Raw genomic sequence first — 21,522 nt, 5'->3', positions numbered from 1 at the left:
AGTAGTAATTTATTTTATTATATATCGTTTAGATGCTAATTTACTTTGATTAACTAGATTCATCATCTTATTCTCCTCCTCTTCAGATAGATTATATCCCGCTGGTAGAATAACCTCAAAATCTATATTATGAGAACGTAACAACCCGCGAACACTCCAGTAATAGGGCTTATATTGCTCAGAGCCTCTCTTTGATAATCGCACCGGTTTCTTTTTATTTCGTTTGTGAAGCAAGTAATAATCATAATTGATGGCAGCGTTCCGGATCCGGATCCTTCTTTCCAACGGATCGAAGTTATCATTCAATAAGCCTTGCATATAACACACCTGAGAGTAAGTATTGAAATCGATACCGGTTCTTAGCGTGTCGAACTGTGCATGGATCTCATTCAGTGGAGCTGTTATTGCCTTTATGATAGAGATTACCATATCTATCCGGTAATTATTCGTCAGTAGCTGCATCGCATACTGGGTATAATTGACATCATAATATTTACTATTCATAAGGCTTAAAATTTAGCTTCAGGTTTGTATCTTTTATAGTGTAATACCCAGCATGAGCCTTTTCCATTCCATCTATCTTCCTGAAGTCCGTATATACACCATACCGTGATGCCGCACTTTTCAATTCCGGAAATTTCACACCGGTGACAGCTTGCACCGAATCGATCAGGCTGGCATTGACATACATTCCATTGAATTGCAGATTATGTATATAATGTTTGGTTGCATTCTGGACTGGAGTATCATCGGATCCATCCAGCCGTTTACCATATTTATCAAGGATAAGCGGATCATAATATACATCCATCTCAATGGCGATCTCATCCGCCTGATCATTGATGATAATCAGATTTACGCCGGCATCGCTCACCTGAGTCATGTAGAAAGTAAAAGCTTCCAGCTGGGTAGCAGATAGAGGTTGCTTATTTTCGGTTGTCCCGGTGGCAATCTTCAGGTAAAGGATGCTTTTATTTCTTCCCGGTACAGCAGCAGCGAATTTTACAATTCGGGATTTCTCTATTTCTTCCTGAGTCAAACCTGAATTATCATAAGAATCACTATCTCCGTTCAACTGGTAGCCGAACTGAAAAAGCCCTGCCATAGTAGCATACCAGTTAGGAGTATGGGCTTTCTTTTCTCCCAGCAATTTATCCACATCGATCTTATGCTGGTTGAAATTCTGCATATTCAGAAGCATATTGGAAGCAATGTCGTAAAACAGGATCTGCTCCAGCGAAGCTTCTGAGAACTGCTCATTGAAGGTTTTACCCTCCTCAAGTCCATATTTGGCAATCACCACCGGATCGGAAATAAATCGTTCCGTTATTTTATTATATATATCTTCCAATGTCATTTTATTGTAAAATTTTGCCCGATTGTCATATATCCTATACCTGTCAATTGTACATCGATCACTTTTTTAGATGCTGATGCCGGTATCGCTTTTTGTACTGCCAGCTGATCCACAACCTTATTATTGATTATGCCGGATTTGTCTAATTCCTGCCCAGCCGTCAATATGCCCGTTACACTCTGATTGTTTTTCACGGCAATATCAAAGCTGGACTCAACCGACCCGCTAACCTGTACTGCAATATCAGCCAATGATTGATTATCGTTTACCTTAGTCTTCATAACCTCCCTGAATTATAAGTTTACCATTGTTATCAAAACCACATGAACGAACTTTTTGCCCATCCATGCGAAGATTAATGCGAACCTCACGAAGTAACTCTGAAGGCGATTCATCATCGAGATAAGAAGCGATTCCAACACCCAAAAGAGGCGAGTTCTTTATTTCTCCTTTTTCAGCCAGGAGGATTGTATTCTGATTCTGTGAAGTCACATCTCCGATAACCAAGCCGTCAGTTATTTTGCCCTGAGCATCCCGTGTAACTTCAATGAGCAGATTACCATCATCACCTATCAATATACCTTTATTCTTATTTGCCATCAGTGTTTTACTTTTTCGTTTTCGTAATCTTCACGTTTGAATTCCTGAGCTGTCTGGGCTGTCATGGTTGTAGCCGATGCCGTTCCCGTTTGAGCCACTGCTGATCCTGTTGTAGCAACCGGGTGTGTATGGCTGTTGTATTGCTGAATCAGGGTATTTACTGTTTTAACCAGGGCATTCAGTTTATTTATTTGCTCCTGTATCTTAATTAACCCTCCATATTCGCCCCCATCGATCACGACACGATCCACTGCTGAAAACATCGATATAAACAGTTCATCACTTTTCCCTATCCGAGTAACAATCACCGTGGATCCTGTCACCGGTGTAATGATAATCCCATCAGTTCCGGACTCAATGGCTGCACGTTTGCGAACCTCCAAATATTGAGTACCGGCTAAATCTTTCACATCCACATAATCCTTATCAGGATAGTTGTTCTCGACAACAGCTATGAAAGAACTGTCATCTTGTTTACCCAGTGCCCGGATGCCATTCAATATATCTTGTTCGTATTGGCTCATAACTTCAGTGTGAAATCAACAGTTCTACGACCGCCATTGCGATCTGCTTTTGTTTTGACCTTTGTGATGTAATAGGTTCCCTTTCGCTCATCGTATCGTGGATCCTGTAATTCTCCTTTCATGCCCGGCTTCACAAATGGTTGTAAAAATGTTGTAATTTTGCCTTCATACCCTGAGTACTTATACTTTTGTATTTCTTCTTTTGCCAGTTTCTCCAGTTCGCTTTTGCTGGATACATTGTAAAAGAATAGAGTTCTCAGGCTTCCTTTAGGATCACCCACTTCAGCTTCTATTTTGGTATTATCCGGTTTGATCCATACGGCTTTTATCTTCAGGCTTACATCTTCAGCATTCCGATATTTCAGATCATTATCCTTAATCGTATTCCAGCCCAGTCTATATTTTACAGTTCCCTTATCAGGTACATAAGCTAAACCGGCATAGAGCAAAGAGCCATCAAAAAAGATTGTCATTCCGTATTTATCCTTAACCATCTGCAAAGCCTCCAGCTTTGTCATATTCGCAGGAATCACAAACTTTGTGAAACTCACATCCGGAATCTCATCACTCAGCTCGATGGGCGTGTCCTTAATAATATACTGGATCACTTCCTTCATATTGGTTTGCTTCCAGGTTTTGGTTTCGCAGGGACTTCGCAAAAGGAACTCAAAGCCTTCGCATTCTATTTCGCAGGGGCTTGTGAAGTTCACACGGGATATATAACCGGTGAATTCTGTCTCCAACCGGTTGTCATATCCCAGCTTAACAATAATCTTATCTCCTCTATTGAACTGCTTTGCGGATTGAACCGATCCACCACTTTTTGTCCCTTTGGCTTGTAGTCGAGCTGAAGCCGGGATCCGGATCACACACGAAGAATTTATTTTGAACATATCCAGTTCAATCTCCACAGAGTTCCAACTTGTAAAAGTGATCTTTCGACCATCAGCCCTCACAATTTCAAAGTGTCCTGTCAATCGTACATACATATCACTCAATAATTAAGGAGAATGTATTATCGCTAATCAAGTCCATTTCAAAAGCCTGTATATGCTTCATTCCTTTGATTTCGGTAAATCGAAGGCGTTTGATCACCACCTTCTCATCATCTTCAATCAGGAGCGAAGTCCTGGCATTCTCAATACCCAAAGCAGTACCCATCTTTCGAAGTTGTCCCAGTTCGTACACCATCTCATCCGGATAATCCAAGTCCGTGGAAACAATCAAGCCTTTTACATTCATATCCCAGTCGCTCAATGATATCTCTTCTTTGAAACTTCCCTGGCGGTTAACCATTATCTCTTCTTTGATAATAGTAGTTCCTACCATGGACGAAACTGTATTTTGAAGTAAGAGCCGGCTTCCATCAGGACGAATCAACCAGATAGGCAAGAACATCTCATTGCCGTTTGCATTATTGGCATAGAAGGGAACGCTGTGCATGTTATATTCTCGGCGTTCCCCGGTTGTGTTGAATTCGTACTCTTCAGATGTCTTCGATTTTTTGAACAACGCATTCTCAACCTTATTCTGTAAGGAAAACAGGAACGGAGGAGCCGTATATCCAAAAACGCTTTTGAATATCTCCATTAAATCATGTTCCCTAAAGTGATACTGTTGTTCCATTATTCTAAAGCTATCCTGTTTGCACTATTCAATATTTTAGCCAATGCCTGCATGACTATTTCTGTTATCTCGTCTGTTCCTTCAGACATTGTTACCGGATTGATGGTTATAGAGCCTATCATTTCTTTGTTTACCTGAACATTGATATTGGTAGGTCTTGAACCACCACCGGCAATATTCTTTATGGTGTCTGTTGGAGTGGTACCACCGCCACCGGCTCCAGCGAGTCCGGGCGTTCCCGAACCTGATGATCCTAACGATCCGAAAAAGCTATCAGCATCGATACCACCTGAATTAAGACCTTTCTCGTAACCTTCTTTCCAAGCCCCGGCTACTTTAGGAGCATTGTTTTTGGCTACATCGATCATGCCGGTTGCTGTATTCTTGTAGGCGTTGATGGTTTGTGTAGCCCCTTCTTTGATACCATCCCAGTCAGCAGAAAATACAGCTTTGATGATTTTACCCAAACCGGAAAACATCTCAGTCAGTCCGTTGATATAGACCATTACGCCCTCTTTCACAAACTGAACCAACGCTTTGAAAGTTTCCCATACACCGTGTACAATACCTCTGAACCAATCGAACTTATTATAACAATACACAATAGCAGCTACTAAAGCAGCTATGCCGGCAATAACCAACCCGATAGGATTCAATGCCATAGTTCCATTCAAGATCGCCTGGGCAATCGTCCACAACTTAATCGCACCGACAATAAGCTTGAATGCGAGTACCGCCCCTAATCCAACAGCTGTGAGTTGCAGGATCATATCAGCATTGCGACCAAGCCAGTCAACCATCGGCATCAGGAAGTCGATCAGCTGATTTGCATAAGGCAATAATTTCAAACCGATCTCGGCTCCTGTTTGCTTCAGGGTTCCTGTCAGTGTTGCAAACTTCCCACTGGTAGTCTGGCTCATCTTTTCCATCATTCCAAAGAACTGTCCGCCCTCGCTAGTGGCGTGTATTAAAGCATCTTCTACCATCTTGATAGATATGTTACCTTTCGATAGCTGATCCTCAAAGTATGCCATGCTTTTGCCTGTCATTTTCACCATTTCAGCAAGTGGATTAAATCCGGCATTGATAAACTGGATCTTATCATTCCCTTGCATTTTTCCGAGGCTGGATACCTGGGACATTACCAAAGCCAGTGAATTCATCTTGTTTTGGTCTCCCATGGCTACATCACCCAGCATCTTGAGTCGAGGCAATATTTTTTCTGCTGAAGTACCAAAAGCAAGCATCATTTTGGCATTCTCTATCAATCCTTCAGATTCGAAAGGTGTTGCATTAGCGAACTTATTGATACCATCGAGCATAACCTTTGCTTTCTCCGAACTTCCAAGCAATACCTCAAAAGCAATAGTTGATTTTTCCAGGCTTGTAGCCAGTGACAAAATAGTTTGAACACCTTTGAATGCTCCGACTGTGGCAATAATCCCCTTAAATTGCCCCAGCAAGGAACTTGCACTGCCATTGGCTTCCTGCATCCGTTGCATAAAAGTAGCAGGAGGTAAATTATTCAATCGCTCCAGCTCCCTTTGCATATTCCGGATCGCTACATTATACCGACCGATATGCCTTTCATCGAATGCCCTGGATCTACGCTCTTGTAGATATCGCAAAGCGTTCTGCATGCGTTCGATGGTTCCGGTTGAGCGTTGCTGAGTATTATTGATCTGCTGGATCTGCCTGTTCACCGTATTAGCGTTCCTGCTCGCCTGAGCAAAAACGGGTGATAGCATATCCCTGGCTCTCAATAAATATTCTACAACGTTGTTCATTACTTACTTGCTTCTTGTTCCTTTTTCCGGACGTGCTCCAGCTGTTTTATTTTATATGCCCACTCCCTGTCTGATAGATGCGAAACAGAATATCCCAGGTAGTATTCCATTTGGGTGGTTAATAAGCCTACCCAGTTGCTTTCTACATTTCGTTCTGCTTCGCTTAGAAGTTTTTTAGTTCAGCCTCCTCATACTCTACCAGCTCACCGGCTTTCATACAGGCACCCGTCCAAAGTTTATTGTTTGAGCGAATCTCCTCCGAGCCACCAAGCCAGCAATGAACCAGTACGGCTTCACCCTGCTTGTACATTTTGCCCAGGCTCATTTCTATTTTAGCCTGCTCCAGTGAATCGTTGGAAGGAGTCATAGAGAACGACATCTGAGAAAGTGCATAGCTTACCACATTGCGATCCGGGCGTTTGACATAGGCAATATGCCCACCGACAATGATTCCTACTACTCCCAAACATTTGGGATCCTTTTTCCAAGTATCAATCTGAGCCTGTTCGACTTCTCCGATTAGTTTTGCTTTTTCTTCTGCCATAGCTTTTAATTATTAAAAGGGTTTGTTGTATCGTATTCGATTTTCTTTACAAAAAGAGGGGTTGTGATCTCCATAAAGGTTTTACCCTGCTCCATTGCTTTTTCTATCTCTTTGAAATAGATTCCGGAACATACATCTACGATGATACGTCCTTCTCCATGTATAGGGATATAAGAGTGTACAATGGTTATAGGCGGTAACCTGAACGGATCCTTTTTAGGCGATGATGAAATAATTGCCTCCAGCTCATTCTGAAGCATCGTTATTTCACTTTCATTGGCTTTGTTCCCAAAACCGACATCTACATACTCATCCCCTTCAGCATAGATGCCCTCAATCTCACGGGATTTTTTGTATTTGAATCCCCGTATCCCGGTAACGAACCGACCACCCATGTAGCATCTGTATTCAGACCAACTGTATGCCATCTGTTTTAATTTTATAGTTAATTACTCATTCTTGAAACCAAGAACCACACGAATAGCACTCAGATAACCTTTTGGCGTAATATCCAGGTATATCTTTTGTGCATTACCGGCAAGCACATCGATAGAGGTATCGATAGTAGCCACGAAATTGGATATTTCGCCGTCCATGGCATTGTTTACCTGATCCTCTATTTTTTTCTTGAGATAAGCGGCTACTGAAGGATGAAGTGTCCCGTCATCGTTCACTTCCACATCATCATCCAAGTCCTCTACATAAGTATTGTAAGCTATCTTTGTAGCTTTGTCAATGGTTCGGATCCGGGCGATGATATTCAAGTCATCAGTAGCTGATGTTGCTGTAAAATCCCCATTGAAAAAGAATCCGGACTTATTCGGAAACTTCCTGAAGATGATAAAGCGTTTGTCGTGGATCGTACCCAGATCTTCCCGGTCTTCATCAACCAGGATGCCATCGCTCAGATATCCGAAGTCGATAGGAAGAGCTCCATTTTTGACACGGGATATTTTGCGTTGCACCGGTATGGCTGCTATACGACCGAGAACCAAGCCCACTGATGCCGATCCATCCGTTTGTGTTGAGCATAGGGCAATAGCATTGCGGTATTTGCTTTCTGTCTTCAGGTCTCTCAGGGCATCGGCATCCCCTTCAAATTTGCGACCTTCAATAACTGTAACAAAAGGCATGATCTTTTTTTGAAAGGCATCTGCTAGTACCTGAGCCTTTGTCATAGCTAAATACACCTCGCTATCCAAGCCGTCTAACACTTCACCAGCATCGGTGCCGGTTGTCAGCCCCAGGGCGACAATCTCACCACCGGCTTTATTCAAAAGAACTTTAGCCGGGCAAATGGGTTTGTCTGTATTAACCAGGTCTGAAAGTTTTGCAGCCTGTTCAGCCATCAGTATCCAAAGTTTCTTCCCGGTACCGGCTACTGCATAAAACTCAGAGATGTGCCTGTATGCAGCAGCATTATCACCTTCAGGTTCGATGCCATATTTTTTAGCACCATCCGTACTGTATATGGCATAGGCTTTATTTAATTCAAGTTTATCCTGAACAGCAGCACCCGAAAGAACAATACCACATGTATTGTCGTTTGTCTCAGCAACCAGTCCTAAACCGTCCCGGACTAATTCTATTTCTATATCAGGTAATCCCATTTTATCTAAAAGTTTAATTTTGTACTATCTTTTATCATCATAACTATATATTGCAGTAATACTCAGATAGGTAATAGAAAGGTCTGAGACCTTATTTTTTATAGTGCTCCAGGGAACACTCATTTTCACGCTTGTAGTTTTCAGCATAGTCCTTTCGGCTAAACCAGTAACCCTTAACAGGGCATCGCCAGATTTCTTTCAGGCTTTGAGCTTTCATCAGCTCATCAGCCTTTTCTTTGAATTTGGCTTTATCACCTCCAGTTACTTCTTTGATAGCATCTACCAAATTTTTTGCCTGATCCAACTCTTGGTTTTTATCTTCAGGAGTTTCATCATCCGAATCTATATTGTCCTCCGAACCATCTGCGAAGATGAAATAAGGCTTAACGAGTTCCACTATCTCCTCATCTGTTTTACCGGCGAGAAGCTCGAACATTTCTTTTTCATCCATATCATCCTTGAATGATCCTTTGCCTTCGTAGGCAATTCGCAACACCTCAGTTATACGAATCATCTCAGCCTTTTGCTCAGCAGTGGGCTCTACAACCACTGGAACTTCAATGGCTCCACTTTGCGAACCTTCAGCCGGTTTTCCATCACCTGGAGTTACTTCTACTTTCTCAGGCTTTTTCTCTACTGGATCCTTTCCGGGTTTTACAGTAGTTTCTTTATTACTTTTATTATCAGTTGCCATATATTGAACTTTTTGAATGTTAATATTATCGCTATTGCTATCAGGAGGCGAAATCCCCATATTTGAAACAACTGCGAACGTGTGAGCCTGTTGACTTCAATCGTTTGTTGCTGATTCAGTTTTGTTACAAGTGCCGTGCTATCCGATTTATAGCGATACACCTCTTTTGTTAATTGTTCAATCAAGAGATTGAGACTGTCACAGTTCGCAGTAAATTCTATTCCTTTATCCGTTTTCTTGATGGTTCCTGTTGCATTTCCATCTTTGGCTTGGTAGCTGGCACCAACAGGCAGATCGATTATTTCTTTCTCACTGAGCGTTACTATCGCTGTCGTCTGAGGAGTCGTCACCACTTTCACTTCCTTCTCTATTCGTTGAATCTCTTGGTCGGTAAGCCGGCGGTCGGTTAGAGTTTCCTTTTCGATCACCTCCTTCTGACTTTTGCAACTCGATCCGAATAGGGCAAGCATCAAGAGTACGACACTTATACATTTTGTTAATTGCATTTTTTAGAACTTTTAATTGTTGACTAATAGAAGCATTTTCTTCCTGGAGCAATTCCATATTTTTGAGCAATGGCTGAACTACATTTTTATCCAGGACTTGCAGTGACTTCTCCAGTACATCGACCTCTATTTGCTTGGTATCGACCTTTTGTTTCTTTCGGTTAGGAAGCCACCCTAAAAAAGCCCCAAGGATAAGCATCACCGCTTCAGATATGTATTGCTCCATGATCATTTACTTTCCTGTTATCTTATTTTGAAGCTTGAATCCGGCTTCAACATCTACAAATTGAGCTCTTTGCCCATTTTCAACCCTTGACATCTCAGCAACAATCAACTTATATAGAACACCATCCTGAGCAGTCAATACATGATCCGGTGAAATGCCGGAATATTTTGATACTGCATTGATGTATGCAATTGTGTCGTTATTGTCTTCAGGAGGAGCCCAGGCTGTTATTATCTTTCTTATAGTATTTCTACCATATTTTGAGAGATAAGTACCCAGCGTTACAAAAGCTGCTCTATATCCATATGCCATGGATTCGAATTGTTTAAAAGCTTTATCCCTGGATGGGATAATCTCACCTTGAAACTTATCGCTATTAATCCTGATGTTTAATGGATTGTTATTTCTTAAACCTCTTGACATGTTGTTAAAATTTATATCCTTTTGAATTATTTGTTATTTCCGGTTCTGGCTTATCAATAATCGTATTGTTATTTACCTTACCACTATCTAGTGTGGTTGTAAAGTCAACCCGGAACATTATAAACCTGGCACCATATTGTGGCCGGTATTCTGTTTGGCGAACCAAAGGAGTGAGACCGGGAACCGCGAACCCTTCGAATGTTTGAAATACATCATCCATGTAATCCAGTAGTTCAATCGTTTCATTTTCCAGTTCAGCAGTATCGAAGCTGTCTGTTACCATATCCATGTATAGATACATGCTGATTATAACATCTCCTTTTTGCTGATGCTCCAGTAAATTACTGAAACGCACATCTCCAATCTCGATAAATAAAGCCGGCAAGGGTATGGGATAGTTCTCCCTGGGCTTACTCATTTGCCCTTTTTGCAAATCCCGGAACTGGAGGTAAGGCATTCCAACGATTGCCTGGTCTCTCAGTGGTTTATATATCTTGCTTCGCTTCATTTCCTTTGTCTAAATAAACCGGGGTGCTATGGCTCACCCCAGTCTAAAAACCAAACTAAAATCAATATTTATGCTTTACTCATATACAGCAGGGCTGAATAGCGTTGATCCTTCATTTGATGATCCGCTTTGAATCGATGTTGAAAACCGAATTCTTCAGCACGTCCTGATGTATTTTGATTCTTCACTTTTCTGAACATTTCAAACAAACCACCGGCATGGAAGACCATTTCTTTGACAAATACGAAACCGCATGGAACCACATCATCGGTGATAATAGTACCCTGAGCTGCTTTCTCTTTAGCGACCAAATCGTATCCTATACCGAGATTTTGCAGTGATTTATGTATTTTGAATCCGTAATACTCGACAATAAGAGGTTTGATGACACCGTTCAATGGCACACGCTCCAATTGACCACTAAGCACTTTATTGTTGTTGACCAAATCCCACCACATATCAGAAGGCAATACCAGGTTACGACCATCTTGAGGAAATTCTTCTTTGTCACAGGCACGAGCCAAAGCCACAATATCATCAAGCGTCAGGACTTTAAAGCCATCACGTGCAACAGCGGTTGTACTCGGAGCTGTTATTCCTGTTGTACCCATTACTATACATTTACGCTGAGCCTTGAGTGGTGAAAAAGCATAGGCAGCATCAGCGATTTCTTGTTTTATTATCGAATTCGCTGATTTACGGGTATAGAATTGTATTTTATCAAACGGCAAAGCATGTAGATAGATATTTCTAAGCTTGTAGTTCTGGCTGTCATACACATCCAAAGAAACCTTATGTGTATCTTCATTCGGTTCAACACTATCGATATCAGTCGTTCTGTTTTTATATACAGCAGGATCTTCTCCTCCTTCAGGAAATACCAGCGTCTGACCATCCACTACAAAGGAACTTAAATCTTCAGCCTCACTCAGCCAGGTATCAATTGCCTGATACTCTTCCTTGAGTGATCGCAGGAAAACGATTTGCTGAGTATCCAGCACAACAGGAGGTGCAGCTATCAACATACCAGCAGCTCCAGCAGGTTCCCCGAACATTGCCACAACACATGCCACCAAAAACACCAGGCATGCAAAAATTTTAAATAGTTGTTTCATTTTAATTCTTATTTGTTTTATTCTTTTTAATCGCTTCGCAAGGCTATTCGCAGGCTTCGCAAGCGTTTTTCTTCTTATTTCTTATATGAGTGTCCCTTCAGGTGTACATGATGCCTGAAAATCGGCTACAAGCTTTTTGTGTTTGTCCGGCTCATTCTTTTCCATGAGAGCCAAAGCTTGTGGATCTTTGGTAAAGTACTCATAGTATCCCCAGCCGGCACGTTCGCCCTGAGCTCCTGCATTTGCCGGATCACCTCCGTTTGTAAGTCCCTGCATAAAAGTCTGGAGTCCATCCTTACCGGCTTTTGCTTCGAGTACCTTCTTAGTTCCTTCGTAATCCGATGTTGCAGCACCCTTGAAAATTACCTTTTCGCCTTCTGTTATTGCACCACGGTCAAAATGAAGTTTTACCAAAGCTTCAGCAAGCGTTTCGGCACTATCACCGGTTGGTTCAGTTTTGGGAACCTGACGGGCATTCAACATTTCGCTGGTAGATTGATAGTCCACTAAAGCCAGTTTTTTGAGAGACTCGACTTCACCATCGGCAACCACGCCACGATTCTTATGGATCGTAACCAGGTTTTCAGCATTCAATTTGCGTTGAGCTTCCAGTTCCTGGTTCAATTGCTCAACAGTTTTTTCTTCTTTTGCCATTTCTCTGTTTTGAGTTAATAAATTCAACTTATATTCTTTGCCTTCAGGAGTGGAAAGCTTCACGGCGTTTGCTTGACCAGGAATGGTAACACAGCTGATCTCCAATAATTCACTTTTTACAAGTGTCGAAAATTTTTGTCCTGGTAATAAAAATTTAGGCTCATCGCTTTCTTCTACCGGGATAACATTGAGGCTCACAGCACTCATATACCCATCCTTATACTTCCAGTACAGTTTTACAGCCTCTTCATCGTTTTTGTCAAATTCTACTGTACCCTTTAACTCTTGACCTTCAACACGAAGGTTCTTCCATTTACCGACCGGGATCATACTGGTGAAGTGCTGTACACAACACACAGGATTCTTTAAAAACCCGGCTAGGTCTATACCGGCTACAAGCAAACGCCAGCCATAGCGGTTCACAGACTCATCGGTGATCGTAAAGTCGATCTCTAAAACTTCAGGTAATGTCCTTTTATTCTCAGCCATTTCGCACTTGTTTTTTGAGCAAAGTAAAGGGGCTGAAAGTTGTCTATCAAATCACTTTTTAATGATTAGGATAAACCGACTAATAATTAATAAATATCTATTAATCATTAAAATACAATTTGCTTGAGGCGTGTACAATTCAAACCTTTGCAGATATAAATAAGAGCAAATATGGCACGATGGACTAAAGAAATAAGGGAGCGTAAAATTTCGCATGCGAAGCAATTGTACTGTAAAGGTTTCGATTCTCAGACGATTGCCGATATCATAGAAGATGTACAACCATCGACTATCGATGAGTGGATCCGCGTCTATGAATTTGACAAAAGCAAACAGAGTCAGATGATAGCCCTGTCTGAAATCAGGGGTTCCATATTGGAAAGTTATGCAGCCTTATTAGATGGTCAGACACCAAAGATCACACCCGATCAGGCTGCAAAGTATGCAACTGCTTTTGAGAAGTTTTCGTCAAAAAAACAAGTCCTTACCTATATGCACGAAGCTTATGAGATGCTTTGCGAAGAGTATATGAAGGATATTCAGAAAGCAGAAAAGAAAAAAGACAAAGAAACATTACTGGGTAATCTGCGAGTTACACGCTCAGTAATGGAAAAGGTTTTAACTCGCTTAACTAATGAAGTAATAGGGCATGAGTAAACTGAAAAGAATTTTACAAGTATTCAGGATCCAGTTGATGAAACGCAAAGCCAATAAACTAGCAAAAAAATCAAAAGTTCAACACTTTATCATCATGTGGCGTGGTAAACCTGAAATACTAAGCAAAGATGGCTTTACTCTGATGAGACAAAAAGGAGTATTCCCATTGTCATTCACAGCCACTGAGCTAAAAAAGATTGCAATTTATCAAACCGGCAAATGACAAAGAAAGAGTATAAGGAATTGTTGGAAAGGTTTAAGGTTCGCTCAGAGTATATCAATAAAGCTACCATAGATAACATTATTGAAGAAACGCCTGAAGAGCAGGAAGAGCGTATTGAGATGCTTCTTAAACCTGAGAACTATGGACTCATGTTCAATCACTACTTTGGGACGGGTACACCTCTTCCCATGGCTGATAGTGATTGTGCCTGGTACCATAAGTCTATCTACAATGATTTATACCACAACGATTTTATTACGCTGTTCAATATCATTTTTAGAGGAGGAGCAAAATCGACTCATGCAAATATGGGTTATCCTTTTGCCCTGAAGCAATCCGAAATAGCGAAATTCTTCTTAACAGTCGGGGCAAATGAAGTCCGGGCTGCGATGTTATTGCAAGACCTTCAGGTACAATTTGAATGCAACAATCTTATTGTTAAAGATTTTGGTATGCAGAAAGGCTATGGAGGTTGGGCTGATGGTCAATTCGAGACCACCGACCGCTGTACATTTATGGCTTTGGGTATCGATCAGCCTTTCCGGGGATTGCGTTTAAACGGGGTTCGCCTGGAGTATGCTTCTATTGATGATATAGAAGACAAGAAAAAAGCAATGAACCCACGGCTGGTTCAGGAATACACGGAAAAAGTCACCGGCGATATTCAGGGAGCATTCTCCAAGCGTTCGGAACGCACGATCATTAACAATAACTACATGGTCGAAAAAGGCTTCATTCAGAGTTTGGCATTAAAAAAAGGCATCGATCTGCGAAAGATAGATACCAAACAAAATACAATCCGGAAAGATAAATTTACATCCCTGTACCTGGTCAACCTGACAGATAAATATTACGATCAGATCAATGACAAAAATACGGACACATGGGAACCATCCTGGAAAGAAAGATACACTCATGAAGATTGCCTGAGAAAAAAGGAGCAATACGAACATGACAAAGAAACACTGAGCGGTGAACACTACAATACTCCCATCAATGTCGGTAAGCGAATCAAGAAGCACATGATCCGGATGGTCGAGCCTAAAACGTTCGACAAATATGTAGTGATTATTGGTAACTGGGACTTTGCTTATTCCGATGCTGCCTGTTACAAGGCAATGGCAGTACTGGGTGTAAATGGTTTGCAAATGACTTGTATAGATATCTTTTGCCGGCAAACGGCTGATATAGACACGGCACTGGAGTATCATTATACCAGGGCAAACGAAATAGTAAAGACAAACAGTTCTACTATGTTCTACTATGATGCCAGTGTCGCTCAGGAGTCAATCTATGAACCGGTACTATACCGGGCTGCACGAAAGTATAAATCTTTTTGTGTACCCATGGCTCAAAAGAGCAGCGTGGATAAGTATATAAAAATCGATACGACACTGGTCAGTGTATTGATCACTGGGTTATTGACATTCAGCAAAGAGCTGGAGCAGAATCCGGATTGGGAGGAGGCAAAGGCTCAGATGCTCAACTTCGAAAAAGGAGGCAAATATCCGGTCGATTTCCCTGATGCTTTGGCTGATGCAATTCTCAAAGCTCAGGAATATTTAAATGGAGAAAGTGGAGAAGATGATTCTACATCATCAGCTCCAGTATTTGGTGAACGTAAAAGAGGAGGTTATTAAAATGGCATTTTTAACAAAAGAGGAACTAAAGACAGTTTCCGATATCAACATAGTCAATAAAATTACAGCCCTGGATGATGAAATAGTCAATGAGATCATAGAAGAGAGTATTGCAGTTATGCAAAGTTACCTGAGCCGGTTCTATGATGCCAATGCAATATTTTCGGCTGAAGGAGCTGAGCGAAATAAGCATATTGTAAAGAAGCTGAAGGATATCGTTATTTATGAGATATACGAACGCCACACTCGTGAAACGAATGCTGTAGCCGAGCGAAGATATAATATAGCCATGCACTGGCTGGAGAAAATCAACACCGGCGAACAGGGCGATGGCACACTACCAACAAAGCCGGACGAACCGGACGAAAACAATAATACCGGTACCACCGGTGACACACGCTATGGAGGAGGAACAAAGTATGGATCCATCTATTAACAAAGGGTATGAGCAGAAGAAAATATTATAACAGGACAAATACACCTACTCAAAGAAAATCACTGGTACTGGCTGGAGATAAGAGAAAATCAAATCGATTCGGCAAGCAACCTGATATTGTAGATACACGGGGCTCTTCTAAGATGGAAATCGATTATTTTCATTTTTATGAGTCTTTATATAGAAAGGAAGTAACCGACTGGCAAAAAGCCCGGATCATGCGTTACGATCCGTTCAACCCTATTACATATCCTATCCAGCAACTATATAAAGATTCGATGCTGGATAATCATTTACAGGGAGCCATAGAGAACCGTATATTACGTGTCACCAACAAAGAAGCAGTATTGAAGGATCCTGAAGGAGTAATCGATACAAAACGCTCTCTTTTTGTTCAGAAACGTTGGTTCAGGCACGTTACCCGTAAAGCCATGGAGTCTAAATTCTATGGGTATAGTATGTGCTTTATCAATAATTTCACAGCCGGATCCATTAACAAAATAATAGATATACCTCGTGAGAATGTTATCCCTGAAAAGGGGCTGATTCTCAAAGAGGCTCACAACCCTTCAGGAGAAGCTATTCCATACGTTGCTTTTCCTAATTTCTTGATATATATTCAGCTTCTCCCTGAAGCGGTTGGAATCTTGGAGCGTGTGGCTCCCATGACAATATATAAACGACATTCATGGGCTTCATGGGATGAGTTTGAACAAATATTCGGGGTGCCGATCCGGATTGCCCGGACAATGATTAACTCCGAAAAACATAAGAATGAATTACAAAGCTGGTTGGAAACAATGGGAACTGCCAGCTATGGTATATTTGATAAACAAGTGGATATTGAGATCAAAGAGAATCAGAAGTCCGATTCTTTCAATGTCTTTCTGCAAAAAATCAATGTGATCAACCGGGAAATGTCTAAAGGTATCGTAGGGCAAACTATGACGATGGACGATGGTAGTTCTCAATCACAGGCTGAAGTACACCAGCAAACCTACCAGGAGATAACGGATGCCGACATCATGGACTTTCAGGACTGGGCGACCGATGACTTTCTCCCGGTGATGCGTAACCTAGGATATGATATCCCGGACGGTTATTATCTGGAGCTTCAGGAAAAGGCAGTTATCAAACCGAAAGACAAAATTAAGATCGATGCTGAACTGCTTCGTGCCGGATATAATCTCAAACCAAAATATATTGAGGATACATATGATGTAGAACTGGACGAAGATAATCCAAAGAGCGAAGTTCGTCAGGATCCGGCAAACGAGTCACTCAGTTTTTTCGATTAAGCCCTGGCATCGATACCGGGGCTATTCCGTTTCATCAACAGATACACAAGCTGTATTATCAATCCGGTTGCTGTGATTTCGATCACTCTTATAAACTGGATGGGGATGCAGATATACCGGTAATAGATTTTAACCGGCTACTAAAGAAAGCTCTCAATAATATATATCACAAGCGTGGAGGCGTTGGTGATATCGATCCGTATTTGTTTGAACTGAATAATACACCCCTGCAAAAAGGTATAGATAAAACGTTCAGTAGTGCCGGCATTGAATTTGGCAAACGAAACAAGGTATTTATTGAGCAGTTCAAACACAATACAGCCATATTCGCAGCATTCAAAACCCACAAGCAGGGTGAAGAGCTCGCTCGGATGATGCTGGATGAGAATGGAAATCAACGCACTTTCAGCCAATTCAGGAAAGCAGTAAAACCCATCATCGGGGAATATAACCAGCGGTACCTGAAGACTGAGTACGATACCTTTGTCCGTTCGGCTCGCATGGCTACCAATTGGAAAAAATTCGAGGAAAGGAAGCATATATTTCCGAATCTCGAATTTATGCAAAGCCGTGCCAGGGATAAACGCCCGGAACACATGAAGTGGGTGGGGATCATATTACCCATGGATCATCCCTGGTGGCAAACTCATACACCTCCGATATCCTGGGGTTGTCAATGTTGGATCAGACAGACAAGAGCTGCTGTAAAATATCCGGACGGCTTGTTCGATGAGTCGGACGATACTCCTGAAGTATTCCAAAATAATCCGGGTGTTACAGCTGAGCCGGTTGCTATCGATAAGCATCCTTATTCTACTGAAAGCAATCTCACACGTAATCAGATACAGAACTTTGTGCAGCAACATGATACCAGTACGATGGAGTATGTTCGCCAGGAGTCTGTTGGGGCTCAGGGCGGTTATTTGGATATCCATACACTGGCTGATAAGAAGCCGGTAAATAAAACCATTGGTGAGACGCTGGCTAATTTAGGACATAAGGTAAGGCTCATTCCTGAAGTGGATCCTAAACAAAAAAAGCTTCGCGAGCTGCTTATACCTGATGGCGTGAAACCGAATAAGAATCCGGATGCGATGATCGGAGGTAAAATATTCGAGTTTAAAACGCTCGACAAGAATACTTATAATGCCGTTAGCCAGGAGTTAAGGAGTGCCGGAGCTCAGGCTGATCATGTACTGTTGAATATATCGGGTTATATGGACGACAATATTATCAACCGGGCAATTCGTGGGCGTGTGAAGATTAAGAAGAATATTCGCGAAGTGTGGGTTATAAAGGATGGTTATGTTGTAAAATATGACAGGGATTATATCCTGGGCAAAGACTTTGGTAAAAAGTCAAAAGCCCTGCGTTGAAACAACACAAGGCTTTTGAGGTGGTTCAAGTGTTACTGACGCAACCGAGAACCTGATACAAATATAAGTCCTTCTGATTGATTTACAAACTAAATAGAGTTAAAAATGGATGGAGAAGAATTTGCAGAACTATTGAACCGGAACGCTCAGGAGATTCAGGACTTCATCGACAATACTTTTCCTTACCTGGCTGGTGATATCGCTGTCAATCATTTTCTTGAAAACTTTGATAAGGAGGGTTTTGTGGATGATGGCTTACAGCCCTGGGATGATGTAAAACGCCGGGATGAAGACAGCCCATGGTACGGCTTTGCCCCTCAGAACAAAGACCGTTTCTCATCAACACGTGCCGAGGATCCTATCCTAAAAGATACCAATGAGCTGAGAGATGCAACCGACTATGAACCCCGTGGCAATGGTGAAGTAGCAATTATCAATGATAAGGAATATGCCCAGGTACATAATGAGGGTGGAACGGCTTATATTTTTGGTAAGACTCCTTTCGAGATGAAAAAACGACAATTTATAGGGCACTCAGCAGAACTGGACGAGAAAGAGCTGGAGATGCTTACCGATGAGCTGGATCAGATTATTGGAGAAAAATAGAGGGTGTGTCAAAAGTCCTTTCTTGTGGGCTTTGTCATCCTGAACGGATGTGAAGGATCTCTCACAGATACTTGTAGAGATGTTTCATTATCGTTCAACATGACAAAAGAGGGTAAGATCTTACTTTTGACACACCCTCATGTTGTTTATAATTTGAACTTACGAAGTGTTTTATGCTCAGGAACTGCAAATGGGCGTTCCCGATCTCTTATATGCTCAATTACACCATTTTCATCAGGCAACCCCCATTTACGCTTTTTATTTATTTCTAGTTTTATATAACAGCCTCGATATAAATCATAGGCTGACAATCCAAAATGAGAAGCACTATCAAGTAGAAGCATGAGACAATCTACATACTCCATTCTTACTTTATCCCAATTTTCATCACTAGGATCGCCATTGCCTACCTCTTCTAAAATATCAATAAGTTCTGAGACTTCCTTTGTTAAGTGGTGAGTAATAGGTAAAGCCCGCTGATGGTCAAATACGCCATCACTAAACTGTTTATCAGACCATTCTCTGATAGCATTCATTAAGCCTTGTATGTCTAAATTTCTCATAATTTTTATCTTTTATTTTTACCAACAGAACCCGGTCTCACCATCCCATACCAGATGCAGAATATATTTATATATTTCCTCCCAGCTGGGTAGCCCCCCGATTTGCCTGTCATCTATATATACATCCGCAAACACTTTGCGTGTGGAACCTCCATACTGAGCTTTATTTTTCGGCTCATGGTCATTTACTCTATCGAAAGGAATATCAAATTCTTTTAGCCAGTTTATTGCTTCAGTCAGATGGTCACCCTCTCTGCAAGTCCATAATATTAAATAATGCCCTTCCTGTTTTAGTTTTTGCATATACTCAACAGCTCCAGGTCTGACTTCTCCAATATTCGGATATTTTCCAGTGTGGAGGGTTCCATCAAAATCAACAGCAATAATCATAGTCCAATTAGTTTAGTTATCCAGGAAAGAAATCGAAGAGTCCCATATATCAGCAAAGTCCAAAACCCAAAGGCAAGGACAATGATACCTATCCAAGTAAAGAACACATCCCATTTGACAATCGACTCATTTGCTTTCATAGGGGTTAATCTTCAATATGTTTTTTATTCTTTAGCAACTCAGTCATTCTCCTGTCACGAGCTGCTTTTGTTTCAAATTCCTCGAATTTTCGCCAGGCATAAGGATGCTCCAATGTCAGGCACTTAATAATTGGTTTCGGCTCATTTTGCCTGCGAAAAATAGTAAAGCCGGTATCCAGCACTTTCTTTTGATCTGTTTGATTCATAATTATTCTTCTGTTAGATCAGTATCACAATCATCAACACCAAATATCTCATTGATAATAGGCTCCAATACATCGTTATTGCAATCACAATCAAGCATCAATGCAATACATTCATCATAAGAAAACCCCATTGCTTTAATTACACCAGGAAGTAATTGTTTGGCTTCGCCATAGAAAGCAAATTCTGTTATTGCTAGCCAAACTCCACTATCTAAAGACTTCTTTTTTTCTAACTCAAGTTCTTGTTTATGTTTTAGATTACTCCAATATACACCATGCTCAAAAGCATTATGCAAAACAAGTTCTAGCTTGGTTATATCTAAGTCTTTTTCGTTCGATTTATTATACAGCTCAGTCAATTGGTCGATACTTTTTGTACGAGCCTCTTCTTTAGCCATTGATAGTAAGGCTTTATCCTCTTCACGCAACATTATACCCTCCTTTCATTCTTTATCTTCGCATACCACGAAGTCGGTTGTCAACTTGGTACAGGTTATTTTCAATACAAGATCTTTGCGATCAAGCCCTGATACCTTTATATTTTTTCTTATGTAAGCATCACATTGTTTTTTTATCTTATCGATGCTACAATCATCCCCTTTAGGGATAAATACACCCTCCATATATCCTTTACTATTTGTCCCAGGATATGAGATAACTACTTTTACTTTATACATGGTCAAATAAGGTTGGTTGTTTCTTTGTCGATTGAGGAGTAAACAGTTGCTTTTCTACTGGTTTATCCAAATATCTACTGATAGAGTGTACACGTCCATCTTTGAAATACATTTTTACATCTGAAGCGTGAATAAGATCCTTACCACTAGCCGGGCTTCCTTTCGATGATCCAAAATCAACCATAACAATGGTCAATTGTCTTTTTGCGAAGCGTTCGCGAAGTTCCTTGAGCTGGGCAATAGTGAAGCTCATATACTTTACAGAATCGATTACAATCAGTTTGCAGTAGGTTCGCTGGATATGATCGCACATCTCCTCAAAGCTATAACAGTCAGCTATCCACAAACGCTTTGCATTAATATCGAAGTTATTCACTCGATCCTGGATAGTTTTATTTGCACCCTCCTCATGGGAGTTGTAGAAGCCTTTGCCAAAGACATTAGCAAAATATTCCGCAAACTTGAGAGCAAACACTGACTTCCCGGATCCACTTTCACCATACATGATAACCATCAGAATCCGCTCAGGTATCCCCATCAGTTCGGCATAGTATGGATCCAGCTCCAAAGACTGATACTTTTTCTTTTTCAAAGCATCAATACTGAAAATTCTCTTTTTTGCCATAGATTAATATTTAATTGATTTA

At 41.1% G+C, this 21,522-nt stretch carries 30 protein-coding genes; 7 read left to right on the top strand and 23 right to left on the bottom strand.

The annotated features are described in order from the left end of the window. Window positions 1-9: 9 nt before the first annotated feature. The 17 genes from M2448_RS11365 to M2448_RS11285 form a co-directional block, all read right to left on the bottom strand. Window positions 10-504 carry a hypothetical protein gene (locus tag M2448_RS11365; RefSeq protein ID WP_280646821.1) on the bottom strand — a complete coding sequence of 165 codons (495 nt, stop codon included), beginning with the start codon at window positions 502-504 and terminating at the stop codon, window positions 10-12. Then, window positions 497-1,357 (bottom strand): hypothetical protein, encoded by an 861-nt coding sequence (locus M2448_RS11360; protein ID WP_280646822.1) that lies wholly within the window; start codon window positions 1,355-1,357, stop codon window positions 497-499. The genes M2448_RS11365 and M2448_RS11360 overlap by 8 nt, the downstream gene beginning before the upstream one ends. After that, entirely contained in the window at window positions 1,354-1,638 is a 285-nt protein-coding gene (locus tag M2448_RS11355) for a hypothetical protein (protein WP_280646823.1), read from the bottom strand. Before M2448_RS11355 ends, M2448_RS11360 begins: the two co-directional genes overlap by 4 nt. After that, window positions 1,628-1,957 carry a hypothetical protein gene (locus M2448_RS11350; protein WP_280646824.1) on the bottom strand — a complete coding sequence of 110 codons (330 nt, stop codon included), beginning with the start codon at window positions 1,955-1,957 and terminating at the stop codon, window positions 1,628-1,630. The genes M2448_RS11355 and M2448_RS11350 overlap by 11 nt, the downstream gene beginning before the upstream one ends. Further along, window positions 1,957-2,481, bottom strand: coding sequence for a hypothetical protein (locus M2448_RS11345; protein WP_280646825.1), 525 nt, complete (start codon window positions 2,479-2,481; stop codon window positions 1,957-1,959). The genes M2448_RS11350 and M2448_RS11345 overlap by 1 nt, the downstream gene beginning before the upstream one ends. Further along, window positions 2,478-3,470 (bottom strand): hypothetical protein, encoded by a 993-nt coding sequence (locus tag M2448_RS11340; protein ID WP_280646826.1) that lies wholly within the window; start codon window positions 3,468-3,470, stop codon window positions 2,478-2,480. The genes M2448_RS11345 and M2448_RS11340 overlap by 4 nt, the downstream gene beginning before the upstream one ends. Window position 3,471: 1 nt before the next feature. Continuing rightward, window positions 3,472-4,107 carry a DUF6046 domain-containing protein gene (locus M2448_RS11335; protein ID WP_280646827.1) on the bottom strand — a complete coding sequence of 212 codons (636 nt, stop codon included), beginning with the start codon at window positions 4,105-4,107 and terminating at the stop codon, window positions 3,472-3,474. Beyond that, complete coding sequence (locus M2448_RS11330) at window positions 4,107-5,894, bottom strand: tape measure protein (RefSeq protein WP_280646828.1); 1,788 nt, start codon at window positions 5,892-5,894, stop codon at window positions 4,107-4,109. The genes M2448_RS11335 and M2448_RS11330 overlap by 1 nt, the downstream gene beginning before the upstream one ends. A gap of 163 nt (window positions 5,895-6,057) precedes the next feature. Then, a complete protein-coding gene (locus tag M2448_RS11325) occupies window positions 6,058-6,360 on the bottom strand; it encodes a hypothetical protein (protein WP_280646829.1) in 303 nt (100 codons plus the stop codon). Window positions 6,361-6,443: 83 nt separating this feature from the next. Next, entirely contained in the window at window positions 6,444-6,866 is a 423-nt protein-coding gene (locus M2448_RS11320; RefSeq protein ID WP_280646830.1) for a hypothetical protein, read from the bottom strand. Window positions 6,867-6,887: 21 nt separating this feature from the next. Further along, entirely contained in the window at window positions 6,888-8,048 is a 1,161-nt protein-coding gene (locus M2448_RS11315; RefSeq protein ID WP_280646831.1) for a DUF2586 family protein, read from the bottom strand. A gap of 91 nt (window positions 8,049-8,139) precedes the next feature. After that, window positions 8,140-8,742, bottom strand: coding sequence for a hypothetical protein (locus M2448_RS11310; RefSeq protein WP_280646832.1), 603 nt, complete (start codon window positions 8,740-8,742; stop codon window positions 8,140-8,142). Next, window positions 8,703-9,248: a hypothetical protein gene (locus M2448_RS11305; RefSeq protein WP_280646833.1), complete on the bottom strand. Its 546-nt coding sequence runs from the start codon at window positions 9,246-9,248 to the stop codon at window positions 8,703-8,705. Before M2448_RS11305 ends, M2448_RS11310 begins: the two co-directional genes overlap by 40 nt. A 232-nt stretch (window positions 9,249-9,480) precedes the next feature. Continuing rightward, window positions 9,481-9,897: a structural protein P5 gene (locus tag M2448_RS11300; protein ID WP_280646834.1), complete on the bottom strand. Its 417-nt coding sequence runs from the start codon at window positions 9,895-9,897 to the stop codon at window positions 9,481-9,483. Between the two features lie 4 nt (window positions 9,898-9,901). After that, window positions 9,902-10,405 carry a hypothetical protein gene (locus M2448_RS11295; protein ID WP_280646835.1) on the bottom strand — a complete coding sequence of 168 codons (504 nt, stop codon included), beginning with the start codon at window positions 10,403-10,405 and terminating at the stop codon, window positions 9,902-9,904. A 68-nt stretch (window positions 10,406-10,473) separates the two neighbouring features. Then, window positions 10,474-11,520: a hypothetical protein gene (locus M2448_RS11290; RefSeq protein WP_280646836.1), complete on the bottom strand. Its 1,047-nt coding sequence runs from the start codon at window positions 11,518-11,520 to the stop codon at window positions 10,474-10,476. A gap of 81 nt (window positions 11,521-11,601) precedes the next feature. Then, window positions 11,602-12,663: an HK97 family phage prohead protease gene (locus M2448_RS11285; protein ID WP_280646837.1), complete on the bottom strand. Its 1,062-nt coding sequence runs from the start codon at window positions 12,661-12,663 to the stop codon at window positions 11,602-11,604. 171 nt (window positions 12,664-12,834) lie between these two features. Between M2448_RS11285 and M2448_RS11280 the strand changes: the two genes are divergently transcribed. From M2448_RS11280 to M2448_RS11250, 7 genes are all read left to right on the top strand, one after another. Then, the gene (locus tag M2448_RS11280) at window positions 12,835-13,320 is read left to right on the top strand and encodes a hypothetical protein (protein ID WP_280646838.1); all 486 of its coding nucleotides are present in this window, start codon (window positions 12,835-12,837) and stop codon (window positions 13,318-13,320) included. After that, window positions 13,313-13,543 (top strand): hypothetical protein, encoded by a 231-nt coding sequence (locus tag M2448_RS11275; RefSeq protein WP_280646839.1) that lies wholly within the window; start codon window positions 13,313-13,315, stop codon window positions 13,541-13,543. The genes M2448_RS11280 and M2448_RS11275 overlap by 8 nt, the downstream gene beginning before the upstream one ends. Further along, a complete protein-coding gene (locus tag M2448_RS11270) occupies window positions 13,540-15,183 on the top strand; it encodes a hypothetical protein (protein ID WP_280646840.1) in 1,644 nt (547 codons plus the stop codon). Before M2448_RS11275 ends, M2448_RS11270 begins: the two co-directional genes overlap by 4 nt. A 1-nt stretch (window position 15,184) precedes the next feature. Then, window positions 15,185-15,619 carry a phage protein Gp36 family protein gene (locus M2448_RS11265; RefSeq protein WP_280646841.1) on the top strand — a complete coding sequence of 145 codons (435 nt, stop codon included), beginning with the start codon at window positions 15,185-15,187 and terminating at the stop codon, window positions 15,617-15,619. A gap of 8 nt (window positions 15,620-15,627) precedes the next feature. Beyond that, complete coding sequence (locus M2448_RS11260) at window positions 15,628-16,917, top strand: DUF935 family protein (RefSeq protein ID WP_280646842.1); 1,290 nt, start codon at window positions 15,628-15,630, stop codon at window positions 16,915-16,917. A gap of 203 nt (window positions 16,918-17,120) precedes the next feature. Further along, a complete protein-coding gene (locus M2448_RS11255; RefSeq protein ID WP_280646843.1) occupies window positions 17,121-18,293 on the top strand; it encodes a phage minor head protein in 1,173 nt (390 codons plus the stop codon). A 105-nt stretch (window positions 18,294-18,398) separates the two neighbouring features. Then, on the top strand, window positions 18,399-18,899 hold the full coding sequence (locus tag M2448_RS11250) for a virion morphogenesis protein (protein ID WP_280646844.1): 501 nt from the start codon (window positions 18,399-18,401) through the stop codon (window positions 18,897-18,899). A gap of 146 nt (window positions 18,900-19,045) precedes the next feature. Here the strand turns inward: M2448_RS11250 and M2448_RS11245 are convergent, their stop codons facing one another. From M2448_RS11245 to M2448_RS11220, 6 genes are all read right to left on the bottom strand, one after another. Further along, complete coding sequence (locus tag M2448_RS11245; RefSeq protein WP_280646845.1) at window positions 19,046-19,462, bottom strand: dATP/dGTP pyrophosphohydrolase domain-containing protein; 417 nt, start codon at window positions 19,460-19,462, stop codon at window positions 19,046-19,048. An 18-nt stretch (window positions 19,463-19,480) separates the two neighbouring features. Next, window positions 19,481-19,852: a hypothetical protein gene (locus M2448_RS11240; protein WP_280646846.1), complete on the bottom strand. Its 372-nt coding sequence runs from the start codon at window positions 19,850-19,852 to the stop codon at window positions 19,481-19,483. A 145-nt stretch (window positions 19,853-19,997) separates the two neighbouring features. Beyond that, entirely contained in the window at window positions 19,998-20,198 is a 201-nt protein-coding gene (locus M2448_RS11235) for a hypothetical protein (RefSeq protein ID WP_280646847.1), read from the bottom strand. A gap of 2 nt (window positions 20,199-20,200) precedes the next feature. Further along, the gene (locus tag M2448_RS11230; RefSeq protein WP_280697128.1) at window positions 20,201-20,596 is read right to left on the bottom strand and encodes a hypothetical protein; all 396 of its coding nucleotides are present in this window, start codon (window positions 20,594-20,596) and stop codon (window positions 20,201-20,203) included. A 45-nt stretch (window positions 20,597-20,641) separates the two neighbouring features. Next, window positions 20,642-20,875: a hypothetical protein gene (locus tag M2448_RS11225; RefSeq protein WP_280646849.1), complete on the bottom strand. Its 234-nt coding sequence runs from the start codon at window positions 20,873-20,875 to the stop codon at window positions 20,642-20,644. Continuing rightward, window positions 20,868-21,500 (bottom strand): hypothetical protein, encoded by a 633-nt coding sequence (locus tag M2448_RS11220; RefSeq protein WP_280646850.1) that lies wholly within the window; start codon window positions 21,498-21,500, stop codon window positions 20,868-20,870. Before M2448_RS11220 ends, M2448_RS11225 begins: the two co-directional genes overlap by 8 nt. Window positions 21,501-21,522 lie beyond the last annotated feature (22 nt).

This window comes from Dysgonomonas sp. PF1-14 (assembly GCF_029892965.1).
In the GTDB taxonomy this organism is placed as follows: domain Bacteria; phylum Bacteroidota; class Bacteroidia; order Bacteroidales; family Dysgonomonadaceae; genus Dysgonomonas.
The sequence above is the reverse complement of the archived record's forward strand: the minus strand, read 5'-3'. Positions and strand labels throughout refer to the sequence as shown.

Excerpts from the sequence above, each read along its gene's own strand:
- M2448_RS11365 (WP_280646821.1), bottom strand. The coding sequence starts at position 504 with ATGAATAGTAAATATTATGATGTCAATTATACCCAGTATGCGATGCAG.
- M2448_RS11360 (WP_280646822.1), bottom strand. The coding sequence starts at position 1,357 with ATGACATTGGAAGATATATATAATAAAATAACGGAACGATTTATTTCC.
- M2448_RS11355 (WP_280646823.1), bottom strand. The coding sequence starts at position 1,638 with ATGAAGACTAAGGTAAACGATAATCAATCATTGGCTGATATTGCAGTA.
- M2448_RS11350 (WP_280646824.1), bottom strand. The coding sequence starts at position 1,957 with ATGGCAAATAAGAATAAAGGTATATTGATAGGTGATGATGGTAATCTG.
- M2448_RS11345 (WP_280646825.1), bottom strand. The coding sequence starts at position 2,481 with ATGAGCCAATACGAACAAGATATATTGAATGGCATCCGGGCACTGGGT.
- M2448_RS11340 (WP_280646826.1), bottom strand. The coding sequence starts at position 3,470 with ATGTATGTACGATTGACAGGACACTTTGAAATTGTGAGGGCTGATGGT.
- M2448_RS11335 (WP_280646827.1), bottom strand. The coding sequence starts at position 4,107 with ATGGAACAACAGTATCACTTTAGGGAACATGATTTAATGGAGATATTC.
- M2448_RS11330 (WP_280646828.1), bottom strand. The coding sequence starts at position 5,894 with ATGAACAACGTTGTAGAATATTTATTGAGAGCCAGGGATATGCTATCA.
- M2448_RS11320 (WP_280646830.1), bottom strand. The coding sequence starts at position 6,866 with ATGGCATACAGTTGGTCTGAATACAGATGCTACATGGGTGGTCGGTTC.
- M2448_RS11315 (WP_280646831.1), bottom strand. The coding sequence starts at position 8,048 with ATGGGATTACCTGATATAGAAATAGAATTAGTCCGGGACGGTTTAGGA.
- M2448_RS11310 (WP_280646832.1), bottom strand. The coding sequence starts at position 8,742 with ATGGCAACTGATAATAAAAGTAATAAAGAAACTACTGTAAAACCCGGA.
- M2448_RS11305 (WP_280646833.1), bottom strand. The coding sequence starts at position 9,248 with ATGCAATTAACAAAATGTATAAGTGTCGTACTCTTGATGCTTGCCCTA.
- M2448_RS11300 (WP_280646834.1), bottom strand. The coding sequence starts at position 9,897 with ATGTCAAGAGGTTTAAGAAATAACAATCCATTAAACATCAGGATTAAT.
- M2448_RS11295 (WP_280646835.1), bottom strand. The coding sequence starts at position 10,405 with ATGAAGCGAAGCAAGATATATAAACCACTGAGAGACCAGGCAATCGTT.
- M2448_RS11290 (WP_280646836.1), bottom strand. The coding sequence starts at position 11,520 with ATGAAACAACTATTTAAAATTTTTGCATGCCTGGTGTTTTTGGTGGCA.
- M2448_RS11285 (WP_280646837.1), bottom strand. The coding sequence starts at position 12,663 with ATGGCTGAGAATAAAAGGACATTACCTGAAGTTTTAGAGATCGACTTT.
- M2448_RS11280 (WP_280646838.1), top strand. The coding sequence starts at position 12,835 with ATGGCACGATGGACTAAAGAAATAAGGGAGCGTAAAATTTCGCATGCG.
- M2448_RS11275 (WP_280646839.1), top strand. The coding sequence starts at position 13,313 with ATGAGTAAACTGAAAAGAATTTTACAAGTATTCAGGATCCAGTTGATG.
- M2448_RS11270 (WP_280646840.1), top strand. The coding sequence starts at position 13,540 with ATGACAAAGAAAGAGTATAAGGAATTGTTGGAAAGGTTTAAGGTTCGC.
- M2448_RS11265 (WP_280646841.1), top strand. The coding sequence starts at position 15,185 with ATGGCATTTTTAACAAAAGAGGAACTAAAGACAGTTTCCGATATCAAC.
- M2448_RS11260 (WP_280646842.1), top strand. The coding sequence starts at position 15,628 with ATGAGCAGAAGAAAATATTATAACAGGACAAATACACCTACTCAAAGA.
- M2448_RS11250 (WP_280646844.1), top strand. The coding sequence starts at position 18,399 with ATGGATGGAGAAGAATTTGCAGAACTATTGAACCGGAACGCTCAGGAG.
- M2448_RS11245 (WP_280646845.1), bottom strand. The coding sequence starts at position 19,462 with ATGAGAAATTTAGACATACAAGGCTTAATGAATGCTATCAGAGAATGG.
- M2448_RS11240 (WP_280646846.1), bottom strand. The coding sequence starts at position 19,852 with ATGATTATTGCTGTTGATTTTGATGGAACCCTCCACACTGGAAAATAT.
- M2448_RS11235 (WP_280646847.1), bottom strand. The coding sequence starts at position 20,198 with ATGAATCAAACAGATCAAAAGAAAGTGCTGGATACCGGCTTTACTATT.
- M2448_RS11230 (WP_280697128.1), bottom strand. The coding sequence starts at position 20,596 with ATGGCTAAAGAAGAGGCTCGTACAAAAAGTATCGACCAATTGACTGAG.
- M2448_RS11225 (WP_280646849.1), bottom strand. The coding sequence starts at position 20,875 with ATGTATAAAGTAAAAGTAGTTATCTCATATCCTGGGACAAATAGTAAA.
- M2448_RS11220 (WP_280646850.1), bottom strand. The coding sequence starts at position 21,500 with ATGGCAAAAAAGAGAATTTTCAGTATTGATGCTTTGAAAAAGAAAAAG.